The following is a 23,446-nucleotide window of genomic DNA, read 5'->3' on the forward strand; positions in this document are numbered from 1 at the left end:
GGAGATGCGAGGACTATGACGTCGCTACAGCGAGCATGGCGGGGCGGTAAGAACGACTGGCGGCTGCACCTGCTCAGCATCTTCTCGGTTGCGGTGGCGTTCGTCACGCTGGCTTCGGCGCTGCTCGTCGTGGTCAACGTGGACGGACTGCGGGACCGCTGGGCGCGCGCTGGGCGAGCCAGCGTTTACTTCCGGGTGGAAACGACTCCGTCCCAGGTGCGCGCGATCGAAGACGCCGTGCGCGCCGCTCCTGGAGTCACGGATGTGCGCTACGTCTCTAGCGACGAGGCGCGTCGCGAGGTCATCGGCCGCGGCGACAAGGTGCTCTCGGATCTACCGTCCGCCGCCTTCCCCGCCTCTCTCGAGGTGATGGTCGATGAAGGCACTGAAGGCGGCAAGCTCGAGTCGCTGGCGAACCGTGTGCAAGCGCTGCCTCAAGTCGAGAGCGTGGAGACCTATCAAGACTGGACTCACCGCCTGGCTTCGGTGCTGAGCGGCGGTGTCACCGCGAGCCTCGTCTTGGCCTTCGTGGTGCTTGGAGCGGTGGTTAGCGTCGTGGCTTCGACAATCCGCCTGGCGCTACAGCGGCGCCGCATCGAAGTGGAAGTCTTGAAGCTGGTGGGCGCGACCGACAGTTACGTGCGCCGACCCTTCGTCGTGGAAGGAGCCGCCCAAGGCGGGATAGGCGCCTTCCTGGCGCTGATCATACTCGCGGTTCTTTACGGAATCGTCAGACAGAACTTGAGCGGCGAGCTTACGACACTCGTGGGTATGCAGCCCGTGTTCCTACCGTGGACGTTCATGTTGGCCATGGTGTCGCTCGGCTCGGCGCTGGGTGCGGTGGCGGCATGGGGCAGTCTGCGCAAGCTCCTGGTCGTGTGACGTGAGAGTTCGAATCGCCTTCAGCCTGTTGTTCTTGTCGGTTGGAGCCGTGGCCTTGGCCGCGCCTTCAACGCCGGATCCCGTCGGCACGCTGGGCGATCCCATTGATGTGCCTGCGGCGCCTGCGGCAGGCTACGCGCCACCGCCCCCCGGCTATGCTTATGCAAACCCGGGTCAGCGGGCTGCAGCTCCAGCTGGGCAACCGGACTTCGAGGCGCTGCTCGCTCAACTAAACCGCGAGGAAAAGGCGACCGAGAAGGCGCTGAATGACCTCGCAGCGGAGGCGGAGAACGCGCGGCGCCGTACCATCGCGCGCGGCCGCGCTTACGTGCGCAAGTCCCGCGCTGGCTTGCTCCCCGTCGGCGGTGGCTTTGATGAGCTGGTGAATCATGCGTCCCGCCTCGAGCGGCTGCGCCGCGCTTTGGAGCGTGATGTGAGCGCCGAAAAGGCACTCACGAAGCAGCGCTCCAAGCTGAGCAAGCGTCTGGCTGATCTGCGAGCTCGCAAGGGGCCCCTCGAAGCTCAAGCCCGCATCACCTCCCAGCAGCGGGCAGCGCTCCTCGCGCAGCAAGACCGCGCAACCGCCTTCGAGCGCGCCTTCTCCAACAGCGTCGGCTCTTGGGACAACACGGCGATCTACGGAGCCGATCCCGGCTCACCTGGCGCCGGACCTAGCCCTGAGGCGGCGGCGTTTGGTGCCCTCAAGGGTCGTCTGCCGTTCCCGCTGCCTGGTCGCGCGAATGTGCGCAAGGCGAGTCGCGGGGGTGGCGGTCCTGGCCTCGAGATGACAGCGCCAAAGGGCGCGCCGGTACGTGCGGTGTACAAGGGCCGAGTGGCGTTTGCCGATGAGTACCCGGACTACGGACGCACGGTCATCCTGGAGCACGGAGGAGGCTACTACACCGTTTCCGCGGGGTTAGATAGCTTTGCCGTCAAGGTCGGAGACGACGTGAGTTCCGGGGATCGCCTGGGCACGGTGGGCGACGACGGCCGAGGTTCGATGCTCTACTTCGAGGTGCGTGACGGCGCGGACCCCTTGCAGCCGAGCGAGTGGTTCGGCCTGGAGTAGCCTACCGGCTCCCGCTCTTCCCCGCCCGCGCCTGAAGCAGCTACACTTTCGCTGGATGGGGGAGACCAAGCTGCTCTTGGACCACCGAGTGGCGTTGGTGCACGAGCGCACCTACGGCGCGATGTCCGTGCTGTGGCTGGAGTACCGCGCGTACCCGGATCGCGAAGAGCTGTTGGACTTTGCGGAGCGCTATGTACAGGTCCTCCAGCGCTACGCGCCCGCGCGAGTCGTTAGCGATTTACGCCAGTTCGTGGATGCTCCGCTGAGTGCGCGCTGGGAGTACGCCAACGCCATCCGCCATTTTCGCAGGCACGTGCGGCGGGCCGCGATGTTCGGGATGCAGCCAAGGGCGGAAGCCATCATTCGCGTCATCCTCCGGGTCTCCCGACGCACTGACCTACGCGTCATGAGCGGCCCTGATGAAGCCCTCGAGTGGGTGCTCCAGGAGTGAGCAGGCGCTGGCGAGTGAGCATGCGCTGGAGCGAGTACTGGAGAGCGGCGCACGAGTAAGCGCGCGTCCGTATCAAATTAGGACACCTCGCCCGAGCTCGGAGGCGTTGACGTCAAGCGCTTCAGGACTCACCCAAACGGGTGATTCGATGCTCGGACTTCCGTGGCAAGCTTATCGGTGATGGAAAGAGGCGTTGTACTGTTGGAGCACCCGGTCGCTCGCGTCACCATGACGACCGTGCGGGGCGTGGAAGTGCTGCGTCTGGAAGGGAAGATGTTCCCCACGGCCCAGCAGGTCGGGGACTTCATGCTCCAGTACACGCTGCTCATCCGCGAGCATGCTCCCGCGCGCGTCGTCACTGACCTGCGTCAGTTCTCGGGCGCGCCGCTCAGCGTGCACCTCGAATACGCCAAGTTCCTCGGACGCGTGCGTCACCACGTGAGTCGCGCCGCGGTGTTTGGGCTGCGGCCGAGTACGGGCGCGTTGGTGCGCATGGTGCTGCGCCTCGCTGGGCGTCACGACATGTTGATCGCCGACAGCGAGGCGCAAGCCCTCGACTGGGTCATCCAGAGCCCAGTCGAAGAGACGGGTTGAGACGCTCAGACCTGCTCTGCGTCGTGCAGTACCCAGAATGCGATGGCCGCGCCAATCACCGGCACCAGCCAAATCAGGAACGCTTGTCCGCGCTTCTGCTCCGACTCGTATAGATCCGTGCGGAACACACGGAAGGTCACGAAGAGCTGGAACAAGATAGCGACGGCGACAAAAGTAACGGGAAACATATGAACCTCGAAGGAGTCGCTCGAAGGCGACGAAAGTGAGCTGGGAGCGCCGCAACCTGCGGCGCTTTCTTGGGCAGTAGCGCGCAAGCAGCGCGCGCTGATGTATTCGCTGAAGTCGCTCGCCTGGGTGTGGCGTCGACCAATTGGGGGCCCGGAGACCTCCCTCCTCACACAAGCGAGGAGCTACGTAGGCAATCGAGGCGCGATGAATCGCACCCTGGACACTCAATGGACCAGTCGAGCTACGCGAGCGGTGGGGCGCGGGGTTGCAACGCGCGGGACGTTTCCCGCGGAGTGGGCCGGACAGCGACCTCGAGCGGACGCTGACTGCAGGGCGTTGGGGGCGCCGCGGTGATGGGTCGCTCGGGCGTCAGCCCAAAAAGCTCGAGCGTCCACAGCTGGCTCACCAGCAGCTGGCTGAGCCAGCCGCTTGTGCTGAAGCCATTGGAGGCCGCTGCCGATGAATCCGCTAACAGCTCGTCTTCGTCGATGCCATCACACGAGGCATCTGCGCGACGACAGGCCGGCGTTCCCTTGACGCCGCCCTTCCCCTTCACGCTGCCCTTCGGCGAGGAGCTCTGGGGGTCGCCGCTCTGAGCGTTTCCACCCTGCAGACGCGCGGGCTGTGTCTCGGGCACGGCGGCGCTCGCCGCTCCCGAAGCGAGCAGCGCGACCAAGGTGAGGGCCCAGCGCAGGATAAACAACCCGCGCAAGGTGGGGCTGAATCATGGGTCGCGCAAGGCGGTGAACGTCGATTCTGCGCTTTCTCGGTGTTCGTTCCTACCGCTCACGGCTCAGGTTCATCTCCAGCCGCGCGAGATTCGCCATCAGCCGCGCTTTCTCCGTGGCTTCGCGGGGCTCGAGTCGACGACTCGTGCTTGGATCGCCAGGGGCTTGATGGGAGGCACGATCAGCGCGGCGACGGCGCGCTGAAAGAACTCCTTCACATGAGTCCAGTCGTCCTTTCCTTCGCCAGGCAACACAGGACCTCGCTCCGCGTCCTCGAAGTAGCATAGCGCGCGCAGCACCAAGCCGTCATTCACTTCCGTGCGGTATACATCACGCAGGGCTCTAAGGCAGTCCGCCAGACCCATGGAGTGCAGTTGAAGCATCACGTATAGATCGAAGAAGTCGCGACGGAGTCCACGATCGAGCAAGGCGTGGGTCTTCGTCGCGAGCACACCGGTGACGTCGAGAGCGTTGTCTGCGACGTACGGCTCGAGATCTCGAAGCACGAAGATCGATACGTCAACTCCGTTGAAGCGTAAGTGAACGGTACCTTCGTCTCGTTCGAGGACCTGCGCTTTGCCGTGCTTTTTTAGGTGGTTCAGGAGCTGTGTGAGGTTCCTTGCGGTAACAACTCCGAAGTCGACATCGTTGCTCGGTCGGTACGGGGCGAAGCAACGCACCGCCTGTTCGCCGATCACGAACCAGTAGCGCCCAGGTGGTAGCGCGTCGGCCACGGTCTTGGGGATGACGTCTCTGGGAGAACGGCGAGTGGTCATGAGATCCCCCGGTAGCTGAGCACCGCGCGCAAGAGCGCGAAGCTCTTTGGCCTCCAGCCGGTAAGACGCGAAGCGCGGAGCAGCCACAGCCAAGGTGCGCCCGCTGCGTAGCTCAGCGCTTCTGGCGCCCCATAGTTGAGTGCGTAGAACACCAGTTGTGCTGCGGGAACGGCTTGTGCCTCGCCTAGGTTGTAGAGCGCCTCGCGCACGCTCATCGGTAGGTTGGCGGTACTTACCAGGGGCAGCTCGATGCGCTCGACCGCGTTGTAGAGCGTCGCGCGCGAAGGTACCGTCACTCCTCGCCGCTGGCAGAATCGGGAGAGTTCCCGATGCACTTCGGAGAGTGACGGCTTCTCGCGAACCAGCAACAGTTCGGCGATCTTGTGTTCGACTGCCTCAGGCAAGCGGGAGGCACCGCGATCGCGGCGGGGGCGCGCGGCACCATCTGGTTCGCGCGCCAGGCGCTCCGCCGCGCGGGCTAGGGAATTCTTGAACTCGAACGCTGACATTCAGGCCCTTGAATTCTGACACCTAGCCCGGGCGCCTACAATCACTCCGCTACAACCGCAGCTGCACGCCAAGCTCCATCACGCGATCCGGAGGAACGTTGAAGAAGGCCGTCGCGCGCAGGGCGTTGCGCGCCATGAACGCGAACAGGCGCTTTCGCCACTTGGCCATGCCCTTGCGGTGCTCGGCGAGGAGCGTCTCTCGGCCCATGAAGAACGTCGTGTACTGGAGCGGCGGTGTTGGCGTGTCTTCGCGGGCAATCAGCGCGACGATGTCAGGCTCTTCCATGAAGCCATAGTGCGCGACGAGGCGGGTGAAGCCGTTGCCCAAATCGCTGACCTCGACTCGCTCGTCTTCACTCACGCGCGCCTCTTCGTGGATGCGCACGGTGAGCAGTAGCACCTGCTCGTGCACCACGCGGTTGTGCTCCAGGTTGAACATCAGCGGCGGCGGCGTGCCTTCGGGCGAGCTGGTCAAGTACACCGCTGTCCCCGGAACGCGGGTCGGTAGCTCCACTCGCATGATCTCGAAGAAGTCTTCCAGCGGGATGATCTGCTCCTGCATCTGCTCGCCAAGCATGCGTCGTCCAGTTTTCCACGTGGACATGCCGATGAAGATCATCGCGGCCACCGCCAAGGGGAACCAACCGCCTTGGGCCACCTTCACCAGGTTGGAGCCGAAGAAGGCGATATCCAATACCAGGAAGAGCACGGTCAACGAGCCCGCAGCCAGGCGACTCCAGCCAAAGCGATGGCGAGCCACCAGGTAGGCGAGCAAGGTGGTGATGACCATCGTCGTGGTCACGGCAATGCCGTACGCCGCGGCCAGCTTCGACGAACTGCCGAAGCCCAGCACCAAGCCGATGGTTGCCAGCATCAGCACCCAGTTGATGCTGGGCACGTAGATCTGTCCGATCTCTTTCGCTGACGTGTGCAGAATGCGAACACGGGGCCAGAAACCCAACATGCTCGCTTGGCGAGTCAGTGAGAAGGCACCGCTGATCACCGCCTGGCTTGCGATCACGGTAGCGCACGTCGCGAGTCCAATCAGCGGGTACAGCGCCCAGCTCGGCGCCATCGCGTAAAAGACATCGTGGGCCAGCTCGGGACGACGCAGGAGCAGCGCGCCTTGACCGAAGTAGTTGAGAAGCAACGCAGGCAGCACCACGCTGAACCACACCAAGCGAATCGGCTTGGCGCCGAAGTGCCCCATATCCGCGTAGAGCGCTTCGCCGCCCGTTACCACGAGGAAAACAGCGCCGAGGGTCAGGAAGCCGTGACCGGACTCGTGAAAGAGGAACTTGAGAGCGTAGCCTGGGTAGAGCGCAAACAACACCCGCGGGTTCGTGATGAGCTCCCTCACCCCCAAGACCGCCAGCACGATGAACCACAGCAGGGTCACCGGACCAAAGATCGCACCAACGCCCGCCGTCCCGCGGCTCTGCATGGCGAACAGCGCGATGAGGATGCCAATCGTGATCGGGATCACCAGGTGCTGCATGCTCGGCGAGGAGCCGAGGCCTTCCACCGCACTCAGCACCGAGATCGCCGGCGTGATCATGCCGTCGCCGTACAGCAAAGCCGCGCCGAAGAGGCCGAGCAACAGCACCGTTGCGCGGGTGTAACGCTTGAGCTTGCCGGTTGAAGTGGCCAGCGCCATCAGCGCGAGAATGCCGCCTTCTCCACGGTTGTCAGCGCGCATGACATAGCCGAGATACTTGATGCTGATCACGACGGTCAGCGACCAGAAAATCAGCGAAAGCACCCCCAAGATGTTGTCAGGAGTTGGCGCGACGGCGTGTTCCCCGTGGAAACATTCTCGGAGGGCGTAGAGTGGGCTGGTGCCGATGTCGCCGTACACGACGCCCAGAGCAGTCAGGGCGAGGGGCAACAAACGGCTTTGTGGATGCGCTGGCGCATCTGAGGCCTCGGCTGAGGCGGCTTCGCTGGACATTTCCTCTCCTTCCTACCGAGGTCGAGCGCCGCGTGAGCAGCGCCCCCGGGGTGTCGGAATGGGGGCGAGGTGCCCCTGGCTCAGCTGAGCCTTCTCCCCTAGCTGGCAAACGTTGAGCGTCGACCAGCACCCGGACCCGGCTCCTCCCGGACAGCGACCAAGCAGCGCCATCATGAGCTGGCGTTTGCAAAGCTTGGGCCGCAGAACCGTTCGGATTCGGCGTTTGATTGTTTGGTGTTTGTTGGCTTGTTCGCGTCGGAGTGACGCGGTCCTGTTCAGTTGTTTCCGCCGTGAGACGGTAGCCTCTGTTGCTACCGCTCGCGCAGGGTGTCGTCAAGCGAGCGAGCACAACTGTCAAGGCTGTGGCCGTTTGGTATGCCAGCCAGCGGCTCCGGATTGCGTTGACAGCGCTTACGTCTCGGTCGCGCGTGCTATCGGTGCGCCCGAGTTCGCGACCAGCTAGCGTTACCAGCTGGTCTCGCATGGTTCCGTGCGGATTAGGGCTTCGGGCTGGCGGGCGGACACACCGAGCCGCTCTCGACCCAGGCCTGGAACAGCTCTCCCATCAGGGCCTGGCTGCCTGCGGCGGGCGTGAGCTGCTCCGGCGGCTTCCAGCCGTAGCCGACCAGCGGGTCGTGCTTGATGTGCTCGATCAGTTCCGCGTGGGACTTTCCGCCGTTCCTCGCTGGATCCTTCAGCTGCTCACAGATCTGCCCGAGGGTGCGATCTTGCCAGGCCATCTCGAGTGGCGGCATGCTCCACTTGGGTGCCCCTGGCATGTTGCGGAAGTTTGTTTCCCCATGGCAAGCCGAGCAGGGCAGCCCAGGCGCGCCGAAGCCTTCGTCGCCGCGCACGACGGCGGGTTGATGGGGGATGCCTTGCTCTGACTGCAAGGGGCGATCGCTGGCCGAATGACAGTTCACGCAGCGCGGGCTCAGGATCACCTTGCCCAGCTCCTGGAAGAGCGCGAGCGAGCGCTGACTCTGGTCTTGAATCTGCGCAAACTCACCGACGCCCTTCAGTCCCTTCTCCGAGGGTAGGGGGGGAGGGGAAGCAGGTGCCTCCTTGACCGGCGGAGGCTCACCGCAGCCCTGAACAGCCACGGCGGCAACTGACGCGGTGCTGAGTACCGCTGCAAGATGGAGCGCGCTGAAAGCACGGTGTCGGCTCTTGAGCTTGTGCGGACCAATCCGCTTGTGCGCCGTCATTTCTTCAAGGTTCCCGCGGCGTCCTGGATTGCCCTGCGGATCCGCATATAGGTCGCGCAGCGGCAGATGTTGCCGGTCATCGCATGGTCGATGTCAGTGTCAGTTGGTGCCGGCCGCTTCTTCAGCAAAGCCACCGCGCTCATGATTTGTCCTGACTGGCAGTAGCCGCACTGAGGAACCTGCAGCGACAACCAAGCCTCACGTACGGCGTCGGCCTCTGGCCCCTCGAGGCCTTCGATGGTCGTCACTGGCTTATTCCCGACGGAACTAACGGGCGCCACACACGCCCGGCGCGGCGAGCCATCCACGTACACGGTGCACGCTCCACACTGCGCGACGCCGCAGCCAAACTTCGTGCCCGTTAGTCCCAGGTGGTCGCGCAGCACCCAAAGCAGCGGCGTGTCGGGTGCGACGTCCAGCTCGTGGACCTTCCCATTGACCTTCAATCGAATCGCCATCAGTGCTGCTTCCCGACGTTCAAGCGATCGACGCGATCGGTGCCAAAGATCGGCAGGCGGCGGATGCGAACGCCGGTCGCCGCGAAGATCGCGTTGGCCAAGGCCGGGGCCGCCGGCGGAGTCGCCGGCTCACCGACGCCCCCAGGAGGCGCGCTCGATTCGATCAGTTTCACTTCCATGTGACGAGGTGCTTCGTTCATGCGCATCACGCGCCAGTTGGGGAAGTTTGCTTGCACGATGGCACCGCTCTTGGCGGTGATTTCGCCGAACAACGCGTTGGAGAGCCCGAAGAGCGTCCCACCTTCGAGCTGCGACTCGCAGTGATTCGGGTTGACGACCGTTCCGGCGTCCATGACCGACCAAACACCAGGCATGGTCAGACGCCCCTGATCGTCGACGGCGACTTCGACCACCGTCGCGACGTAGCTGACGAACGAGCGATGGGCGGCGATCCCCAAGCCGTGACCTGGTGGCAGCTTGCGGCCCCACTTGGCGAGCTTGGCGACCTCTTGCGTCACGCTGGCGAGGCGTGCGGTATCGATGGGGTAGTCTTTGAGTGGGCTGCCGTAGTTGTCGTACTTCGCGCCCTCTTGATTGGGGTCGATGGTACGCGGCGGGCCGATCAATTCGAGCAGGTAGTCTTTTGGATCTCGCCCAGCAGCATGAGCCAGCTCCGCCGCGAAGCTCTGCACGGCGAATGCGTGATAGATGTTCGCCACGGAGCGCAGCCAGCCGATGCGGATATGGGCCTCCGCCTGGCCGCTCTCGAGCTGGATGTTGGGTACGTCGAACGGCGTGTCGCTAGCGCCCAGGCGTAAGTCGCCAGGGTCCGCGTCTTTGGCGCCCGCGACGAAAGTCGAGGTGATGGGAGGGAATGCGGTGCGATGCAGCAGCGCAACGCATTTCCCTGAGGCATCGAGCCCGGCCTCCAAGCGCTGCGCACTAACCGTGTGGTAATAGGCGTGCTGCAAGTCGTCTTCCCGAGTCCACACCACCTTGACCGGAGCCTTGACCTTGCGGGCGAGCCAGGCTGCTTCGGCGAAGAAGTCGGGCTTCGACTTACGGCCAAAACCGCCGCCCAGCCAGGTCACGTGAATGGTCACGTTTTCTACCGGCACGCCACACACTTGAGCGACGGTCTGCCGCGCCTTTTGTGGAGTCTGCCCGCAGCCCCAGCAAGTGACTCGGTCACCGTCCCACTCAGCCACCGCAGCCGGTGGTTCCATCGCCGAGTGGGCTAGGTGAGGCACGTAGTACTCTGCCTCCAGGCGCTTCGCTGCCGTGCTCAGCGCCTTGGCGACGTCCCCACGCTTGCGCCCCAGCTTTCCTGGTTTCCGCACGGCTTGGAGCAGTGATTCCTCGAAAGCCTTGGAATCGTAGCTTGCGTTGGGGCCCGCCTCCCACTCGACTTTGAGCGCTTCGCGGCCCCGGATCGCGCTCCAGGTGTCCTTCGCGATCACCGCGATGCCGCCTAGCGGCTTGAAGCCGACCGGGGCCTCGAGGTTTGGGAGCTCCACCAGCTGCTTCACCCCAGCGGTCTTTAGCGTTGCCGCGTCGTCGACTCGCTTCGGACGCCCCAGCACCTGTGGGGGCCGCGCAATCACCGCGTAGAGCATGCCGGGACGCTGCACGTCTTGCCCGAACGTGCCTTCACCCTTGACGATGCTCGGCATCGTCAAGGACTTGGTGTCTTTGCTGAGGTAGCGCCACGCTTTGCGCTCGCGCAGCTTGACCTGACTCGCAGCGGGCGGAGGAAGCTTGTTCGCTGCCGCCACCAGTTCGCCGAAGTCGAGCTTACGTTTGGTGGCTCGATGCACGACGAAGCCAAGCTCCGCCGTACAGCCGCCGACCGGTACCTTCCAGCGCTGTGCGGCCGCCTGCTCCAGCATCGTGCGCATCGTCGCTCCAGCCAGGCGCAGCCGGTCGAAGTTGAGGCGCACCGAGCGCGAGCCGTCGGTGTTTTGGTTGCCGTACTTCGGGTGCCCTTCGGCCTGGACGATCTGGACTCGCTGCCAATCCGCGTCGAGCTCGTTCGCGAGGATCTGCGCCATCGCAGTCCAGGTTTGTTGACCCATCTCCGAGCGGTGACACGTCAGTACGACGCTACCGTTCGGCTGAACGCCAATGAACAGCAGGGCGTCCTTGTTTCCTTCCGGCAACTTGCCGCCTGCTAGCGCGTCGTCCTCGAGCGCGATGGCGAACAGCAGCGCGCCTGCGCCGGCTAGGAAGGAGCGACGGCGCAATTTCGCGTCGACATGCAGGAACGGGGGATTCGAGGGAGTGGAACTCACGCAGGTCTCGTTGGCCTATCAGGATGCTGTTGAGTCAGCAGTGGTCTCTCGTGAACGCCCACGCTACACCACCGCTCTGCTATGGCGCCATCGATTCCGAGTCACAAGTGGGGCGAATTCGCGCGCACCATTTGGAAAGTGCCATGACTGAAAGACCCGTGTTGGGTCTCGTGCTCGCAGCGGGCGCTTCGCGGCGTACGGGCTTCCCCAAGGCGCTCGCGGTGCTGGACGGCGAAACGCTCCTGCAACGCGCCTGTGCGGCGCTGCGCAACGGGGGGTGCGCTGCGGTCTACGTGGTGGTCGGCGGGATGCTGGAAGCCAGTATCCGTGAGGCAATGCCAGCTGGCGCACGGCTGTGTGAGAATCCAGCGCCCCACCTCGGCATGTCCAGCTCCCTCGCGTCGGCGCTCATGCTTCCCGAGGTGGCTGAAGCGGATGCGGTCGTGGTGTCGCTGGTGGACCACCCCCGCGTCACGGGCGAGACCGTTGCCCAGTTGATCGCTCACTGGCGAGAGAGCGGAGCGGGCGTGCTGCGACCAACCCACGCTGGCCGTGGCGGGCATCCCTACGTGCTTGACCGGCGGCTCTTCGCTGAGTTTTTGCGCCTGCCTAGAGGCAGTGACCCGCGTCCATTCTTTGCGGCGCACCTCGAGTCCTTGGACGTCGACGATCCAGGCATCCTCGACGACGCCGACGAACTCCACGACCTGCTGGCGCTCGGCGCGGAACCGCCAGCTTTCTAGCCGGCGTGTTCGCCGTCGAGTGCGTTGTGCCATTGGCAATGTAGCCCTGCGGAAACAGTCCCTGTCTCCAGCCTGAGCTCGATCCGTACCTTCGTCCGAGAGTGCTTCCGCTACGAGGGCTGCACTAGCCTATTGGCACGTACCGTCTACGCAGCTCAGGCTATCGAAGCACGTGGGACCGTTGCCGCAGCAGATCTCGCCTTCGCCGCCACAGCAGCCACTTCCGATGGTGTTGGTATGACTACTACTGGCACTGGGTGACCAGCGGTGTTCTTGCGACTCCACGCGCGTTGCCCCAAGGCAGGCCGACGTCGCGTCAGTCACTTTCCGGGAGGAACTTATGGGCGGCGTGCGTGTTTCCCCGATGCTCGAACGTGACCGTGCGGTCGTAGGGTCCGTGACTCTTTGCGCGGGGCCTGGTTGCGGCCACGGCCCTCGCTCAGCCGTTTTTTGGGTTCCCGCATACGCGCCCGTTCGCCGCCCGGGACCTGGCGAGTTTTGCTGGGAACCACCGAGACTTAGCCAGGGCGGAGCGGGGAAAGTGATCCGTTTTCGATCTTTTCCGCAACTTAGAGGGAAGCCGGTCGAAACCCGAGCCAAGCCTGAACAGGAGGCCGAAAAAAGCTCATGACCACTCGCATCGATTCGGGGCCCCGCCCCAACGTGACCCCTTCTCAAACCGCGGCGCGCACCACTCCGCCGCCCGCGCGTCCCTTCAAAGCGGTGATGCAGGCTAGCGCCGGCGCCGTCGTTAGTGGAGCAGAAGGGACGCTACGCCAGCTCCCTGGCGGGCCAATCCTAGCAGCCGCCGTTCGAGCAACTCCCGCGCAGCCCAGCGCTGGCGCGGCGAACTCGGCTGAAGGCTCCAGCGGTACGGCTGGTGGGAGTGTCACGCAGGACGAGCACACCCAAATCGAGAGCGCGCTTGACCACCAGGCCGAACAAAACTTGTACTACTTGGGTCTGCAGGCTCGCATCTCCGCCGAGTCTCGGGCCTACTCAGCCATGTCCAACGTGCTCAAGGCGCGCCACGACACGGTGAAGAACGCGATCGGGAACATCCGTTAAGGGGCGAAGCATGGGCATCGATGGAATCGGAGGGGGAGGGCTACCGCCCGGCGGAGTCGGGGGACCTGGCGGGCCGAAAGGCCCGAAGGGCGTCGGCGGCAAGGAATTTGAGGTCGACGGTTCGGCGGCATCCTCGAAGGTGGGCAGCACCCAAGCGAGCGAAGCTCTTGGTCGTCTCGAGGCTGGTGAGATCAGCATCGATCAGTACCTCGACACCCGCGTGCAAGAAGCCGTGAGCCACCTCGAGGGTAAGCTGCCCGCGGATCAGCTGGACTTCGTCCGTCAGAGTCTGCGTCAAGAGCTGGAAACCGATCCGGTCTTGGTTGAGTTGGTACGACGGGCGACGGGCGTATCGCCTGGTTCTGCGGGCTGAGTTTGTGGTTTTACTTCGCGCTCCTGGAGCGCGAGATGATGTCAGTGTCAGCGGAGGTTCCGGGCGCGCCGACTCCCTGCTATCTCGGGAGCCATGGCGCGCGCGCTCTCACTCTCTCGCAGCCGTCGTCCGACGCGGCTGACCGCGCTTGGTGAGCTGACCGGGGCGAAGCGCGAAGACGTTGGGTCGCGCGTCGAGGAGCTCCTCCGCTGTCAGCAACGTCGCGTCGGGTTGGTGCCGACGTGGGTGCTGCCCGCGGATGTCTTCCATCAAGTCGTTGAGGCGGAGCTCCCTTCAGGACACGACCCCGCGTCACTCTTGCGGCTGATCGATCGACCCCGCGGTCTCGAGCGTGCGGCACGCGCGAGCCGTCGCTTGCTCAGGGCGCCCATGCCCTTGCAGGTTGCCGCAGATCTGGCTGAGTTCTGGGAAGCTTTCGGGCAGCACGCTGCGCAGCGGATCAGCGTGAGTAGCAGTCCAACGGTGTCGCGAGTGGTTGCCGCCCACGCGGGTCTACTCGACACACGCATTGGCATCGCTTCGCCGACGGCGCTTGCGGACGCCATCCGGAGGGTGTGGGCGATGTGCGGCTTCGAGGCTGCGCTGACCTTCCTGCGTTCACAGAAGGTGCGCGACCTCGGGATGCCGGTGGTGATCCAAGTGTTGCCTGACGCCAGCGTCACTGGCTCGATGCTGACGCGGGATAGCGGCCGCGTAGCGATCAGCGGAGGCGACCCCGGAGACGGCGTACCCCACGCAGATACTCGCGTGGTCCGCTACTGGCCAGGTTGGAAGCCGCCGCCTATCGACGGTGTGCGCCCGGCACGGGTGCTGCGATTTGATCCATACGGAAACGTATTGGTGCGTTCTGCGCCAGCGGGGGACGGCGACTCTGAGCTCCCGCAAGAAGCAGTGAGTCAGCTTGCCGAGCTCGCTACGCTGGTGGCGCGAGATGCCGAGGCGAAGAGCGTCGGCTTCTTGCTGACGGATCAGGGGCCGCTGGTCTGGGACGCAGGGGAGGCTACCCGGCTCGCCCAGATCGATGGTGGCGAACCAGGCACCGTGTGGTCCCTCGCGAGCTTGGGCGAAGTGTTGCCAGGGGTGGCGACACCACTCACCTGGTCGGTGGCGTTCTCCACGATTCAAGATGGCTTCGCTCACGCCTTTCGCGAGTCGGGCCTGAAGGTGCCAAAGGGTCAGCGGTTGGTGACGCGCATCGACGGGCGCGTCTACTTCAACGTCTCCGTGTTCTTCGAGGTCGCCACGCAGCTTCCGGCGCTCCACACACCCAGCCTGCTCGAGATCATGGGGAGCGCAGAGCGTGAGGTGCTGGCGCCGGACACTGGCAGTTCACCGAGCTTCGTGCGTGTACCGATCGTGCTCGCCAAGCTGGTGAGCGAGCAGCGCCGCTTGGCGGAGAGCGTCACCCGCTTCGAGGAGCAGGCGGAGCAGCAGCGCCGCTGGTTGGTTGAGATGGATCTCGCGATCTTGCCCGACGACGCGCTGAAGACGACCCTCGCGGAGACCCACGAGTTCTTTCGGCGCACCAGCGAGCTGCTCTTGAGCTGCGCTTCTGCGACGCTCATCGCGTACGTCGCCTTGAAGACGGTGCTCGCTCGTAGCTGGCCGGCGCAAGCAGAGGCGATTGCTCAGGCGCTCACCTCGGGGGTTGGGGGGTTAGATACACTTGGCCCGGCCAGCGCGGTGCTGCGCGCGCGAGAGGGCTTGCGCTCCGGGGAAGATACGCTGGATCCCGACGGAACCGATCCGGCGCTTGCGGCGAGCCTCAAGGAGCTCCTGGCGGAGCTGGGCGACCGAGGTCGCTTCGAGGCGGAGCTTGCTGCTCCCCGCTGGCGGGAACAGTCGGACGCGCTGGTGCAGTTGCTCCTCAAGTTGCCGCCACCAGACCAAGCGCGCAGCGTGGACCAGCGCGTGCAGGCGGTGCGCGCGCGAGCGGACGCGGAGCTCGACCGAGTCGAAGACCGCTTGCCCTACGTCGAGCGCGTCGCTGCGCGTAGCCTGATCGCTCGTTACCGACGCTTCGCCAAGCTGCGCGAGCGCGCGCGCGTGTGGCTGGCGCGCACCGCGAGCATGTTGCGCATCGTAGTGCAGGATGCGGGGCGCCGCCTGATGCGCTTGGACCCCCGTTTCCCGACGGATGGAGCTTTCTATCTCACGTATCCCGAGCTGAGGGCGGCGCTGGCCAGCGTGCGGGCAGACCTGGGGCCGGTTGCAGCGCTCCGTCAGGCTGAGCACGCTGCCCAGCTGGCACGGCCAGATCCTCCCAGGCTCTTCGTAGGCGGTCCCCCGCTCCAGGCCGTGCCCCCCGCATCCCGTACGGTGCTGCGCGGCTTGCCTGGAGGCGCGGGTGTTGCGACGGGCAAGGCGCGGCTAGTGCACTCCCTGTTGTCTTCTCAAGCCCCGCTCGAGCGTGGAGAGATCCTGGTCGCGCGCGCTGCCGACTTGGGGTTGGTTCCGGATCTGCTCCAGGCGGGTGCGTTGGTCGTCGAGATCGGTGGACCGCTCAGTCATTTGACCCTCGCGGCGCGCGAGCTGGATGTGCCCTGCGTGGTCGGTGTGCGCGACGCGTTTGCGACGCTCAGTGACGGCGAGCTCTTGCGGGTGGACGGAGCCCGCGGGGTCGTCGAGCGCCTCGAGGCTTGATGGCGCGCCGCGGACTCACGGCGACGCGTGCCGTGCAGCTGGAAGTCGCACTGAAAGAGCTGCTGCAAGCGGCTGGGGAGCTTGACGGAGGCGAGGGCAGCAACGGCGACGCGCTCCGGGTAGCACTGCTCGAGGGGCGGGTGTTTCTTGAAGGACGCCGCTTGGCTGAGGGAACGGAGCTTACGAGCACTATTACCCCAGGGCAACGTCTGGAGCTTGGTGCGCCCGCGCAGAACACGGACGAGGCGCCGCGCGTGCTGGATGAGCGCTGGGGGCTCTTGGCGGTGTACAAGCCGAGCGGCCTCGCGTCGGAGCCGGATCAACGTAGCAACGACTCGGTCCTGGAGCGCCTGGAAGGATCGCTTGGGCAGCGCCTGCATGCGCTGAGCCGTTTGGATGCTCAAGTCAGTGGCGTGATGCTGCTCACGACTGAGACAGCGCGGAAACGGGCTGCGGAGCTGATGGCTTCGGGCGCCATCGAGCGCCGCTACGTTGGCATCGTTGGCGACGGCGTGGAGCCTGAAAGCGGCACCTGGCGCGGCGCCATTGGTGCGGTGTCCGATGCGCGAAGCCAGCGCGGCAAGCGCCGCGTTGGCGGGCGCGACGCAAAGCCAGCGGTGACTCACTATCGCACGTTGCAGTGCCTGCCAGAGGCGGCCGCGGCGCTCCAGGTGAGGCGCGGGCGCGAGCGCTTGGAGCTACGACCTGTGTGGCTCGGCTTTCGCCTGGAGACCGGGCGCACTCATCAGATCCGCGTGCACTGCGCCCACGCCGGCGCGCCGTTGCTTGGAGATGGCTTGTATGGTGGGGCAGCTGCGGTGACGTTACCGCGTGGCAATGTGTTCGAGTTTGAGCGTATTGGGTTGCATGCGCTGGGGGTCAGCGTGGTACACGCGGGCAGCACCTGGCGCGTAGACTGCCCTCCCCCCCCAATCCTCGAGCGTTGGTGGAGCGCCTTTGGCGGTGAACCCGCGAGTCTGGACGACTTCTAGCGACTAGGGACCCGTAAAGAGGTGGGCGCTTTCCAAGAAGAACCCGGGCGCCTGCTGGTACACGACCTCCGAGGTGCCTTGCGGGTCAAAGCGCAGCACCGACGCCGTTCCGTCGTTGAAGCCCAAGCAGATGGCCACTCCACTCGGTTCGAGCCGACACGTGGCCAGCACGGTCGTTCCAATTACCGCAGGGTAATCGCCCAACTGCGTCACGGAGCCGTCGGGCGCGATTTGGAGCGCTGGCGCTGGTGTGCTCGCTTGGGGCCGCTTCAGGAGCAAAAAGCCATCACCAAATGCGCGGACGTGCTCGACGTCCACTGGCGTCACGCTCAAGCTGCCAAGCTCGACGGGGGTCACTGCGGCGTCCTTGCGTAAGGCAAACGCGGTCTGGTTCGTGGTGAGGAGCACGTCGTCTTTGCCGACCGCGAGCAGGCTGTCTCCCTGGAGATCCAGTTCTCCGGCTGCGGACATCACGCGGCCGTCCTCGCAGCGCACGACCCGGTCGGTGCTAGCGACCTGGAAAAACTCCTCCGTGACTTCGCAGCCGGTGGGAGCACGCAGAGGGATGTCGTTGGTCTCTGGCGCCGGTGGAAAGCCGCTCGAGACGAAGTCCGTCTCCCAGAGTCGGTAGTCGCCCGAAGTAACTGCGTAGGCGAGCGCGCCGTCCTCCCCGCGGATCGCGAGCTGTTCATTCGCGCACGGAAACGTTCCGTTGATGTCGCCGGGGGACTCCGGTAGGGCCACGATCCAGGTGCTGCAATCCCCTTCGAGTGCCGTGCCTTGCACGTAGACGCGATTCGGATCGAAGGTGACGAGCGGTGTGACACCACCCGTGCCCCCGTTGCCCGCCGCTCCGGCGGTACCGCTGCTGCCGCTATTGCCGCCGCTACCGCCACCGCCACCGCCTGCGGCGGAGCTACCCCCAGTGCCTGCGCCGGCGCCGCCCGCGTTGCCGCTACCGCCAGTGGAGCCGATCGGCGACAAGTGTTCATTGTTTCCGCACGCCACCAGGCAGGTGCAGCCTATGGCGACCCACAGGGTCATTCGACCCAGCGTAGGGCGAGCGCGCGCGAAGTCGTCCGCCCTCCGGCTTCGGTCATAGGAACTGGAGCGCGCAGAACGCATCCCCGCAAGCTTATCCTAGCTGAAGGCTCGGGACGACTCGGATAACCTAACGGGATGACACGCGCGCCTCGCAGACGACTTGAGCCGGGCATTCGGGCTTCGAATTCGGGTGAGTTGCTTGGGGGGCATGCTCTGGCCGGGAGCCTTGTGGTCTTGCTCGCGGCGCTCCTCGCCTGCAAGAGTGAGCAGCAGGCGCCGCTGCCTGCCGAGCCAGCGACACCCGTTGCTGAAAATCCTCAGGGAAATGCGCCGGTGGCGGCTGCGACCACCGCCGAAAAGAAGTGCGCTCCGAATGGCGCCGCTGCTCCGTGTGACTGTGGAGGCGGGAAGACTGGGATGCAGTCTTGCGATGAAGCCGTCGGCTGGAGCAAGTGTGACTGCCCAGCAGCACCGGCGCTGAGCTTCACCCTGGACAAGATTGCCATCAACGAGTTCGACTCCGTCAAACTCACCTTCAACCAGCCGGTGAATCCTGCATCTGGAAAGCACTGGGTGACGGTGGTGCCTTCGGGCAAGCCCGACAGCGACTGGGGAGAGTGGAAGTACGTGCCCGCTGGGGCGACCAGCATCGAGCTGACTCCGAAGGTGACGGAAAACGTCGAGATCCGCCTTCACGACACGTTTCCCGATCACAAGTTTGGCGTCCTCTATCGTGCAAGCTTGTTTGTCGTCGCGAGCGTGTGCCGGGGCGAAGTGGCGTCCGAGTGCGATTGTCCGGGTGGTGTGAAGGGCAGCAAGACGTGCAGTGAACCCAAGGGTTGGACCGCATGCGACTGTCCCAAACCCAAGGCCAAGCCGCGCTTGACGTGTGTCGATGGTCAGACTCAAGCCTGTCCTTGCGGCGACGGGACGTTTGGCCGACGCACCTGCGATCGCGGTAAGTGGCCTAGCGGCTGTTTCCTATGTGACTGACGCTGCTGCCTGGACTCGCTGGGCAGGGCGTGACACGGAGTCCGCGTGATTCGCCTTCGAGCAGGGATTGCAGCACTCACCGCGCTGGGAGTGGTGAGTGCGTGCGCGGCGCGGCCAGGGACGCGGAGCGTGGATGATCAGGTGGAAGCACCGGGGTTGACCGTGGACCATCACATCGCCGAAGGCACGGGGGATCCCAAACCGGTGGAGCTGCTCCTCGACGCTGGCACCGAAGCCGCGGCGGAGTCCGAGGTGCCGAGCGAGACGGCTCCCGATCCTGAACCCCTGAGCTTGAAGGATCAGTGGGAGTACACGCTGCACTACGTGGGCGGTGAGGTGAGCGTCGAGCGAGTACGCAAGCTCATCTACCCAAAACCGGTGGTGACGGATCGCCGAATGGGGCGCTTCGCCATCGAGCTCTGGATTGGACGCGAGCTCGTGGAGCGGGTGCGGTTCGACTTCCCGATGCTCGCCGCAGAGGAACCACCCAGCGGGAAACGCAAGCCGCTGCATGAGCCGCCCAGCCTCGCAGCGGGCGCAGACGTGTTTCTCTCGGTGAGAGTTCCGGCGAGCCCACGGGCGACTCGTGCCGTGCTGATCGACCGCGCCACCGGCACTCAGCGCTCGCTTCCGTGGCCGCCGGACTCGCCTTTGCCGCCGGTCGAGGCGTCGCTCAAACCCCCGGCACCTGCAACCGAGGACACGAAACAGCCGCACGAGGCGGAGGACGCAGGCGCTGACGCTTCAGTAACACCTGAGGCGGGAACCAAGCCCGGAAGTCAGCCAAAGAAGACCCCATAGGGGATTCGTACGTCTCAGCGTCTCAAGCCCGTGAATATCGAGACGCCCGAGTTTTTAGTGTCGCTGGAGCCTTTCCCTCGAGACAGTGGCCTTTTGACCGCCAACCGTGCCACGCTACGCGCGCCATGAAGTGCGAGGCGTGCGACCACGAAAACATAGACGGTGCGCGGTTTTGCGCGGGTTGCGGAGCCATCCTCCCGGCCCAGCACGACGAGGGTGAAGACCCTCTCGTCGGGCAAGTCGTCGGAGGCCGCTACCGCATCACCCGGGTGCTGGGTGAAGGCGGCATGGGCATCGTCTACCTGGGTGAGCAGCAGATGGGCTCGACGGTGCGCAAGGTCGCCGTCAAGACGTTGCACGCTCACCTGAGCAAGGACCCGTCGGTTCTGGCGCGCTTCCACCGCGAGTGTGGAACGGTTGCCCAGCTCGAACACCCGAACACCATCAAGTTCTACGACTTCGGGTCGATGCCCGACGGCACGTTGTACATCGCGATGGAGTTCGTGTCCGGCTCACCCCTCGACAAGATCGTCGAGGAGGGGCCGATGCCTCCCGAGCGTGTGCTCAAGGTGATGAAGCAGATCTGCGGCGCACTCGACGAGGCGCACAAGCAGGGCGTCATCCACCGCGACCTGAAGCCGGAGAACGTCATTCTCACCACGCGCGCCGGAGAGAAGGACTTCGTGAAGGTCCTCGACTTCGGTATTGCCGCGCGGAGTGAATCGGCTGACGCACAGAAGGAAGCGAAGCTCACTCAGCAGGGCATGGTGCTAGGCACCCCGCCCTACATGAGCCCGGAACAGTTCACCGGCAAAGAGCTCGATCAGCGCAGTGACATCTACTCGCTCGGCGTGATGGCCTACGAGATGCTCACCAGCAAGTTGCCCTTCGACGCGGACACTCCTTGGGAGTGGGCGACGAAGCACATGACCGCGCAGCCCACGCCGTTCGAGGCTTCGGCGCAGCATGTCTCCGCGCCGCCAAACATGAAGGCGGCGATCATGCGCGCCTTGGCCAAGGACCGCGAGGAGCGTCAGGGGACGGCCGTGGAGTTCTTCTCCGAGCTGTCCGGCGGTGGTGGACTCACCGTGGAGCACGCTCCGATTTCCGGGGGCGAAGACGCTGGAAGCGCGCACACCGCGGCGATGGCAGCGGCGCCCGATTTCGGCGCCATGAACGCTGGGCCGCCGAGTCCTCCGATGGGTGGTCCTCCGATGGGTGGTCCTCCGATGGGCGGTCCAGGCATGGGCGGTCCAGGCATGGGCGGTCCAGTCGCTCCCGCTGTGCTGCCGCCGCCACCGCCAATGACGCAGGCGCAGCAGGGCGGTGGCAACAAGGGGCTGGTGATCGGCCTCGTCGCGGTCATGGGTGTGCTGGGTTTGGCGATCGCAGGCGTGTTGATCGCACGCAGCGGCGGAGACGACGGCCCAACGGGCATTCAGCTCACCGAGTCGGACGCGGGTGGACCTACGGCTGGCAGCTCGGCCACCGAGGTGAAGCCGGAGAACCCGCCGGCGACGGGCAGCGGCGGGGGTGGCAGCACTGAGCCTGACTCCAGCGCCACCGCGGAGCCCACCAGCGAGCCAACCGCAACCAGCAAGCCCACCTCTCAGCCCACGTCTACCAAGCCAGCGGGCAACGCCGCGGCCTGTGATCAATGCATCGCGGTCGCCTCGAGCAGCCCCGCTGCTGCGGCGAACTACTATCGCCAGTGCACGGACGCCGGCAAAAAGGCGACCTGTCAGTCCAAGGTGCGCGCTTCAGCTCCCAATGCCGCGCGCGCGGCAGCTTTCAACGGCAACTGTTCGGCCGCCAAGGGCATCGTGGGCGCCGCGAACGCAATGGGCGCTGGCAGCGGCGCCTTGAACGCCGCAGTCAAGACCTGCAAGTAAGCGCCGAGGAGCCTCGAGTCAGGGGGTGAGCTGTGTGCAGCCACCCGCTGGCTCACAGCTGCAACTTGGAGATGCTCTCACTCGCAAGCTCCGCCTGGTACGCATCCGCAACCTGGCGGCGGAACATCTGGGTTCCGTGGGGTACCGCACTTGCCGCCGCTCACGTCCGGGGGGGCCGGCACGTCCACGACGGGGCCGGGTGAGATGCTCCTTGCGGTGAAAGCCATGCCGAAAGACTGTGCGTCGCACGTCGCGTCGGGCACCGCGTCGTGGGTGCTCGAGAGCATGTCGACCTGCTGGTTTAGATAGCCGAGGGTCGTGGTGTACGAGTCGCACAGGTTTTCGCAGTAGCCGAGTTCCCGAAAGCTGGTGATGAGATCTCCGGGCTTTGCGGTCGCGCCCAGCGTAGCCTCGCTGAAGCGCCACTGGTCGGTCGCGGGGTCTTGCTCGAGGCGCGCTGCGAGCAGCGCGTTATTCAAGACGAAGCGGAAGCCGGATGTCTCCGCGTTGAGTCCGTTGAGCCAGATCTCGGTGTTGTCTGGCAACTCCGCGATCAACCAGCCGCTGCGCACGAAGGCGGTTGCGTCTGACCATTTGCTTTCCGGGAAGTCGCCAGCCGGCGGGATCTGTGCGCCGGCGCGGACGTCCCGGCGCGAGATTTGCCATTGCTTGGTCGCCGGTTGTGGCGCCTGCTCGCGCCACAACGGGTCTAGCAGATCACTGTTCGCCTCCCCTGCGCGACACAGCCAGTTGGCCGGCTCGGTGACACCAGTGCTCGAGTAGACATCGAGGCGCACCGCCGCGTCGTTGGGCAGCCCGTTGTAGCCGCTGATCTTGAACAGGATGCTCATCGCGCCCTTGTGCAGCGCGCAGTTCCAGTCGTCGCCGGTCAAGCGAAACGGCGCGCCCACGATGGGTGACTGCGCGACGAGCCCGAGTAACGCCCCCAAGGCGTTGTCGCGACAGTAGTCGCCGTCGTAAACGTTCTGAAATTCGTTCTTGCAGGCGCGTTGCCGGAGCTTGGGGCAGGTGCCTTGTTGTGAATCCGTGAGGATATTTTCTGGCCAACTTGCGGCGTTGCAGCCGAGGTCCAAGTTGAAGCCCACCTGTTTCCAGGTCACGAGGTCGATGTCTGGACTGTTGCTCCCGAGGTCGAGGGTATCCATGCCCAAGTAGAGGGTCATGTTGCCGCCACCGCTCTCAGCTGGGCGCTGCGACTTATCGGGCCGGCCTACGGTGGGGCACGCCAAATCGCCCTCCGTGTCTTCCCAGAAGCGTGTCCCCAGCGCTTCCTCACCCCCACCTGCACCTGCGGTGCTGCTGCCGTTTCCGCCGCCACCCGTACCTCCGCTGCCGGTGTTGTCAGAGCCCAGTTCGGTTGTGCGACCGCACCCGAAGGCCACGACGATTGCGGTGAGACTGACCGCCGCGTGAAGCGTCCTCACTGAGTCCCGCCCGCGCTGCTCAGGGTGCCCGCCGCGCTGGCGTTTCCGCTCGGACTTGCATCACGGGCCCGGGCCAGGGCCCGTGACTCAAACCGTCGCAAGTGGAGATTCATCCTACATCGCCTCCAGGTCTCGGCACTGCCTGCCGGGTGGAATCTATGAGTGTTGGCGATCTAGAACTGCGATCACAACTCGGAACAGAATCCGAGCACCACTAGGCGATGCTCGGCGCACGACTTGCCATGGCCCTCGGCGTCATGCGTCAAGCTTTCGTAGTCTTTGTCTTGGGTTCTGCCGCTGGCTGCAGCGGACTTCAGCGACCAGC

At 65.1% G+C, this 23,446-nt stretch carries 22 protein-coding genes; 12 read left to right on the top strand and 10 right to left on the bottom strand.

Going from position 1 to position 23,446, the window contains the following annotated elements:
* Nucleotides 1–15: 15 nt before the first annotated feature.
* From H6718_21985 to H6718_22000, 4 genes are all read left to right on the top strand, one after another.
* Nucleotides 16–882, top strand: coding sequence for an ABC transporter permease (locus H6718_21985; protein ID MCB9588093.1), 867 nt, complete (start codon nt 16–18; stop codon nt 880–882).
* 1 nt (nt 883) lies between these two features.
* Nucleotides 884–1,951: a peptidoglycan DD-metalloendopeptidase family protein gene (locus tag H6718_21990; protein ID MCB9588094.1), complete on the top strand. Its 1,068-nt coding sequence runs from the start codon at nt 884–886 to the stop codon at nt 1,949–1,951.
* 55 nt (nt 1,952–2,006) lie between these two features.
* A complete protein-coding gene (locus H6718_21995) occupies nt 2,007–2,402 on the top strand; it encodes an STAS/SEC14 domain-containing protein (protein MCB9588095.1) in 396 nt (131 codons plus the stop codon).
* 180 nt (nt 2,403–2,582) lie between these two features.
* Nucleotides 2,583–2,996, top strand: a complete 414-nt coding sequence (locus H6718_22000) for an STAS/SEC14 domain-containing protein (protein ID MCB9588096.1) — start codon at nt 2,583–2,585, stop codon at nt 2,994–2,996.
* 5 nt (nt 2,997–3,001) lie between these two features.
* Here H6718_22000 and H6718_22005 read toward each other — a convergent pair whose 3' ends face one another.
* The 8 genes from H6718_22005 to H6718_22040 all read right to left on the bottom strand — a co-directional run bounded on the left by H6718_22005 (nt 3,002) and on the right by H6718_22040 (nt 11,106).
* Complete coding sequence (locus H6718_22005; GenBank protein ID MCB9588097.1) at nt 3,002–3,355, bottom strand: hypothetical protein; 354 nt, start codon at nt 3,353–3,355, stop codon at nt 3,002–3,004.
* Nucleotides 3,356–3,426: 71 nt separating this feature from the next.
* Nucleotides 3,427–3,897: a hypothetical protein gene (locus H6718_22010; GenBank protein MCB9588098.1), complete on the bottom strand. Its 471-nt coding sequence runs from the start codon at nt 3,895–3,897 to the stop codon at nt 3,427–3,429.
* A gap of 114 nt (nt 3,898–4,011) precedes the next feature.
* Nucleotides 4,012–4,689 (bottom strand): nucleotidyl transferase AbiEii/AbiGii toxin family protein, encoded by a 678-nt coding sequence (locus H6718_22015; protein ID MCB9588099.1) that lies wholly within the window; start codon nt 4,687–4,689, stop codon nt 4,012–4,014.
* On the bottom strand, nt 4,686–5,198 hold the full coding sequence (locus tag H6718_22020) for a hypothetical protein (protein MCB9588100.1): 513 nt from the start codon (nt 5,196–5,198) through the stop codon (nt 4,686–4,688). The genes H6718_22015 and H6718_22020 overlap by 4 nt, the downstream gene beginning before the upstream one ends.
* Before the next feature lie 49 nt (nt 5,199–5,247).
* The gene (locus H6718_22025) at nt 5,248–7,149 is read right to left on the bottom strand and encodes a potassium transporter Kup (protein ID MCB9588101.1); all 1,902 of its coding nucleotides are present in this window, start codon (nt 7,147–7,149) and stop codon (nt 5,248–5,250) included.
* Nucleotides 7,150–7,646: 497 nt separating this feature from the next.
* A complete protein-coding gene (locus H6718_22030; GenBank protein MCB9588102.1) occupies nt 7,647–8,357 on the bottom strand; it encodes an Isoquinoline 1-oxidoreductase subunit in 711 nt (236 codons plus the stop codon).
* Nucleotides 8,354–8,815 (bottom strand): (2Fe-2S)-binding protein, encoded by a 462-nt coding sequence (locus H6718_22035; protein MCB9588103.1) that lies wholly within the window; start codon nt 8,813–8,815, stop codon nt 8,354–8,356. The genes H6718_22030 and H6718_22035 overlap by 4 nt, the downstream gene beginning before the upstream one ends.
* Nucleotides 8,815–11,106 carry a xanthine dehydrogenase family protein molybdopterin-binding subunit gene (locus tag H6718_22040; GenBank protein MCB9588104.1) on the bottom strand — a complete coding sequence of 764 codons (2,292 nt, stop codon included), beginning with the start codon at nt 11,104–11,106 and terminating at the stop codon, nt 8,815–8,817. Before H6718_22040 ends, H6718_22035 begins: the two co-directional genes overlap by 1 nt.
* Before the next feature lie 143 nt (nt 11,107–11,249).
* On the opposite strand from H6718_22040, the gene H6718_22045 reads away from it, so the two are divergent.
* The 5 genes from H6718_22045 to H6718_22065 all read left to right on the top strand — a co-directional run bounded on the left by H6718_22045 (nt 11,250) and on the right by H6718_22065 (nt 16,946).
* A complete protein-coding gene (locus tag H6718_22045) occupies nt 11,250–11,849 on the top strand; it encodes a nucleotidyltransferase family protein (protein ID MCB9588105.1) in 600 nt (199 codons plus the stop codon).
* 627 nt (nt 11,850–12,476) lie between these two features.
* Nucleotides 12,477–12,917 (top strand): hypothetical protein, encoded by a 441-nt coding sequence (locus H6718_22050; protein ID MCB9588106.1) that lies wholly within the window; start codon nt 12,477–12,479, stop codon nt 12,915–12,917.
* Between the two features lie 10 nt (nt 12,918–12,927).
* Nucleotides 12,928–13,290, top strand: coding sequence for a hypothetical protein (locus H6718_22055; protein ID MCB9588107.1), 363 nt, complete (start codon nt 12,928–12,930; stop codon nt 13,288–13,290).
* 93 nt (nt 13,291–13,383) lie between these two features.
* Nucleotides 13,384–15,954, top strand: coding sequence for a hypothetical protein (locus tag H6718_22060; protein MCB9588108.1), 2,571 nt, complete (start codon nt 13,384–13,386; stop codon nt 15,952–15,954).
* A complete protein-coding gene (locus tag H6718_22065) occupies nt 15,954–16,946 on the top strand; it encodes an RNA pseudouridine synthase (GenBank protein ID MCB9588109.1) in 993 nt (330 codons plus the stop codon). The genes H6718_22060 and H6718_22065 overlap by 1 nt, the downstream gene beginning before the upstream one ends.
* A 3-nt stretch (nt 16,947–16,949) precedes the next feature.
* Here the strand turns inward: H6718_22065 and H6718_22070 are convergent, their stop codons facing one another.
* Nucleotides 16,950–17,990, bottom strand: a complete 1,041-nt coding sequence (locus H6718_22070; protein MCB9588110.1) for a hypothetical protein — start codon at nt 17,988–17,990, stop codon at nt 16,950–16,952.
* A 135-nt stretch (nt 17,991–18,125) separates the two neighbouring features.
* On the opposite strand from H6718_22070, the gene H6718_22075 reads away from it, so the two are divergent.
* From H6718_22075 to H6718_22085, 3 genes are all read left to right on the top strand, one after another.
* On the top strand, nt 18,126–18,983 hold the full coding sequence (locus tag H6718_22075; protein ID MCB9588111.1) for a hypothetical protein: 858 nt from the start codon (nt 18,126–18,128) through the stop codon (nt 18,981–18,983).
* A gap of 45 nt (nt 18,984–19,028) precedes the next feature.
* Nucleotides 19,029–19,784, top strand: coding sequence for a hypothetical protein (locus H6718_22080; protein MCB9588112.1), 756 nt, complete (start codon nt 19,029–19,031; stop codon nt 19,782–19,784).
* 125 nt (nt 19,785–19,909) lie between these two features.
* Nucleotides 19,910–21,676, top strand: a complete 1,767-nt coding sequence (locus H6718_22085; GenBank protein MCB9588113.1) for a protein kinase — start codon at nt 19,910–19,912, stop codon at nt 21,674–21,676.
* Nucleotides 21,677–21,753: 77 nt separating this feature from the next.
* Here H6718_22085 and H6718_22090 read toward each other — a convergent pair whose 3' ends face one another.
* Nucleotides 21,754–23,121 (bottom strand): hypothetical protein, encoded by a 1,368-nt coding sequence (locus H6718_22090; GenBank protein MCB9588114.1) that lies wholly within the window; start codon nt 23,119–23,121, stop codon nt 21,754–21,756.
* Between the last annotated feature and the right edge of the window lie 325 nt (nt 23,122–23,446).

Source organism: Polyangiaceae bacterium, from assembly GCA_020633205.1.
GTDB lineage: Bacteria > Myxococcota_A > Polyangia > Polyangiales > Polyangiaceae > JAHBVY01.

Excerpts from the sequence above, each read along its gene's own strand:
- H6718_22000 (MCB9588096.1), top strand. The coding sequence starts at position 2,583 with ATGGAAAGAGGCGTTGTACTGTTGGAGCACCCGGTCGCTCGCGTCACC.
- H6718_22055 (MCB9588107.1), top strand. The coding sequence starts at position 12,928 with ATGGGCATCGATGGAATCGGAGGGGGAGGGCTACCGCCCGGCGGAGTC.
- H6718_22085 (MCB9588113.1), top strand. The coding sequence starts at position 19,910 with ATGAAGTGCGAGGCGTGCGACCACGAAAACATAGACGGTGCGCGGTTT.
- H6718_22045 (MCB9588105.1), top strand. The coding sequence starts at position 11,250 with ATGACTGAAAGACCCGTGTTGGGTCTCGTGCTCGCAGCGGGCGCTTCG.
- H6718_21995 (MCB9588095.1), top strand. The coding sequence starts at position 2,007 with ATGGGGGAGACCAAGCTGCTCTTGGACCACCGAGTGGCGTTGGTGCAC.
- H6718_22020 (MCB9588100.1), bottom strand. The coding sequence starts at position 5,198 with ATGTCAGCGTTCGAGTTCAAGAATTCCCTAGCCCGCGCGGCGGAGCGC.
- H6718_22065 (MCB9588109.1), top strand. The coding sequence starts at position 15,954 with ATGGCGCGCCGCGGACTCACGGCGACGCGTGCCGTGCAGCTGGAAGTC.
- H6718_22015 (MCB9588099.1), bottom strand. The coding sequence starts at position 4,689 with ATGACCACTCGCCGTTCTCCCAGAGACGTCATCCCCAAGACCGTGGCC.
- H6718_22070 (MCB9588110.1), bottom strand. The coding sequence starts at position 17,990 with ATGACCCTGTGGGTCGCCATAGGCTGCACCTGCCTGGTGGCGTGCGGA.
- H6718_22075 (MCB9588111.1), top strand. The coding sequence starts at position 18,126 with ATGACACGCGCGCCTCGCAGACGACTTGAGCCGGGCATTCGGGCTTCG.
- H6718_22060 (MCB9588108.1), top strand. The coding sequence starts at position 13,384 with ATGGCGCGCGCGCTCTCACTCTCTCGCAGCCGTCGTCCGACGCGGCTG.
- H6718_22050 (MCB9588106.1), top strand. The coding sequence starts at position 12,477 with ATGACCACTCGCATCGATTCGGGGCCCCGCCCCAACGTGACCCCTTCT.
- H6718_21985 (MCB9588093.1), top strand. The coding sequence starts at position 16 with ATGACGTCGCTACAGCGAGCATGGCGGGGCGGTAAGAACGACTGGCGG.
- H6718_22025 (MCB9588101.1), bottom strand. The coding sequence starts at position 7,149 with ATGTCCAGCGAAGCCGCCTCAGCCGAGGCCTCAGATGCGCCAGCGCAT.
- H6718_22035 (MCB9588103.1), bottom strand. The coding sequence starts at position 8,815 with ATGGCGATTCGATTGAAGGTCAATGGGAAGGTCCACGAGCTGGACGTC.
- H6718_22030 (MCB9588102.1), bottom strand. The coding sequence starts at position 8,357 with ATGACGGCGCACAAGCGGATTGGTCCGCACAAGCTCAAGAGCCGACAC.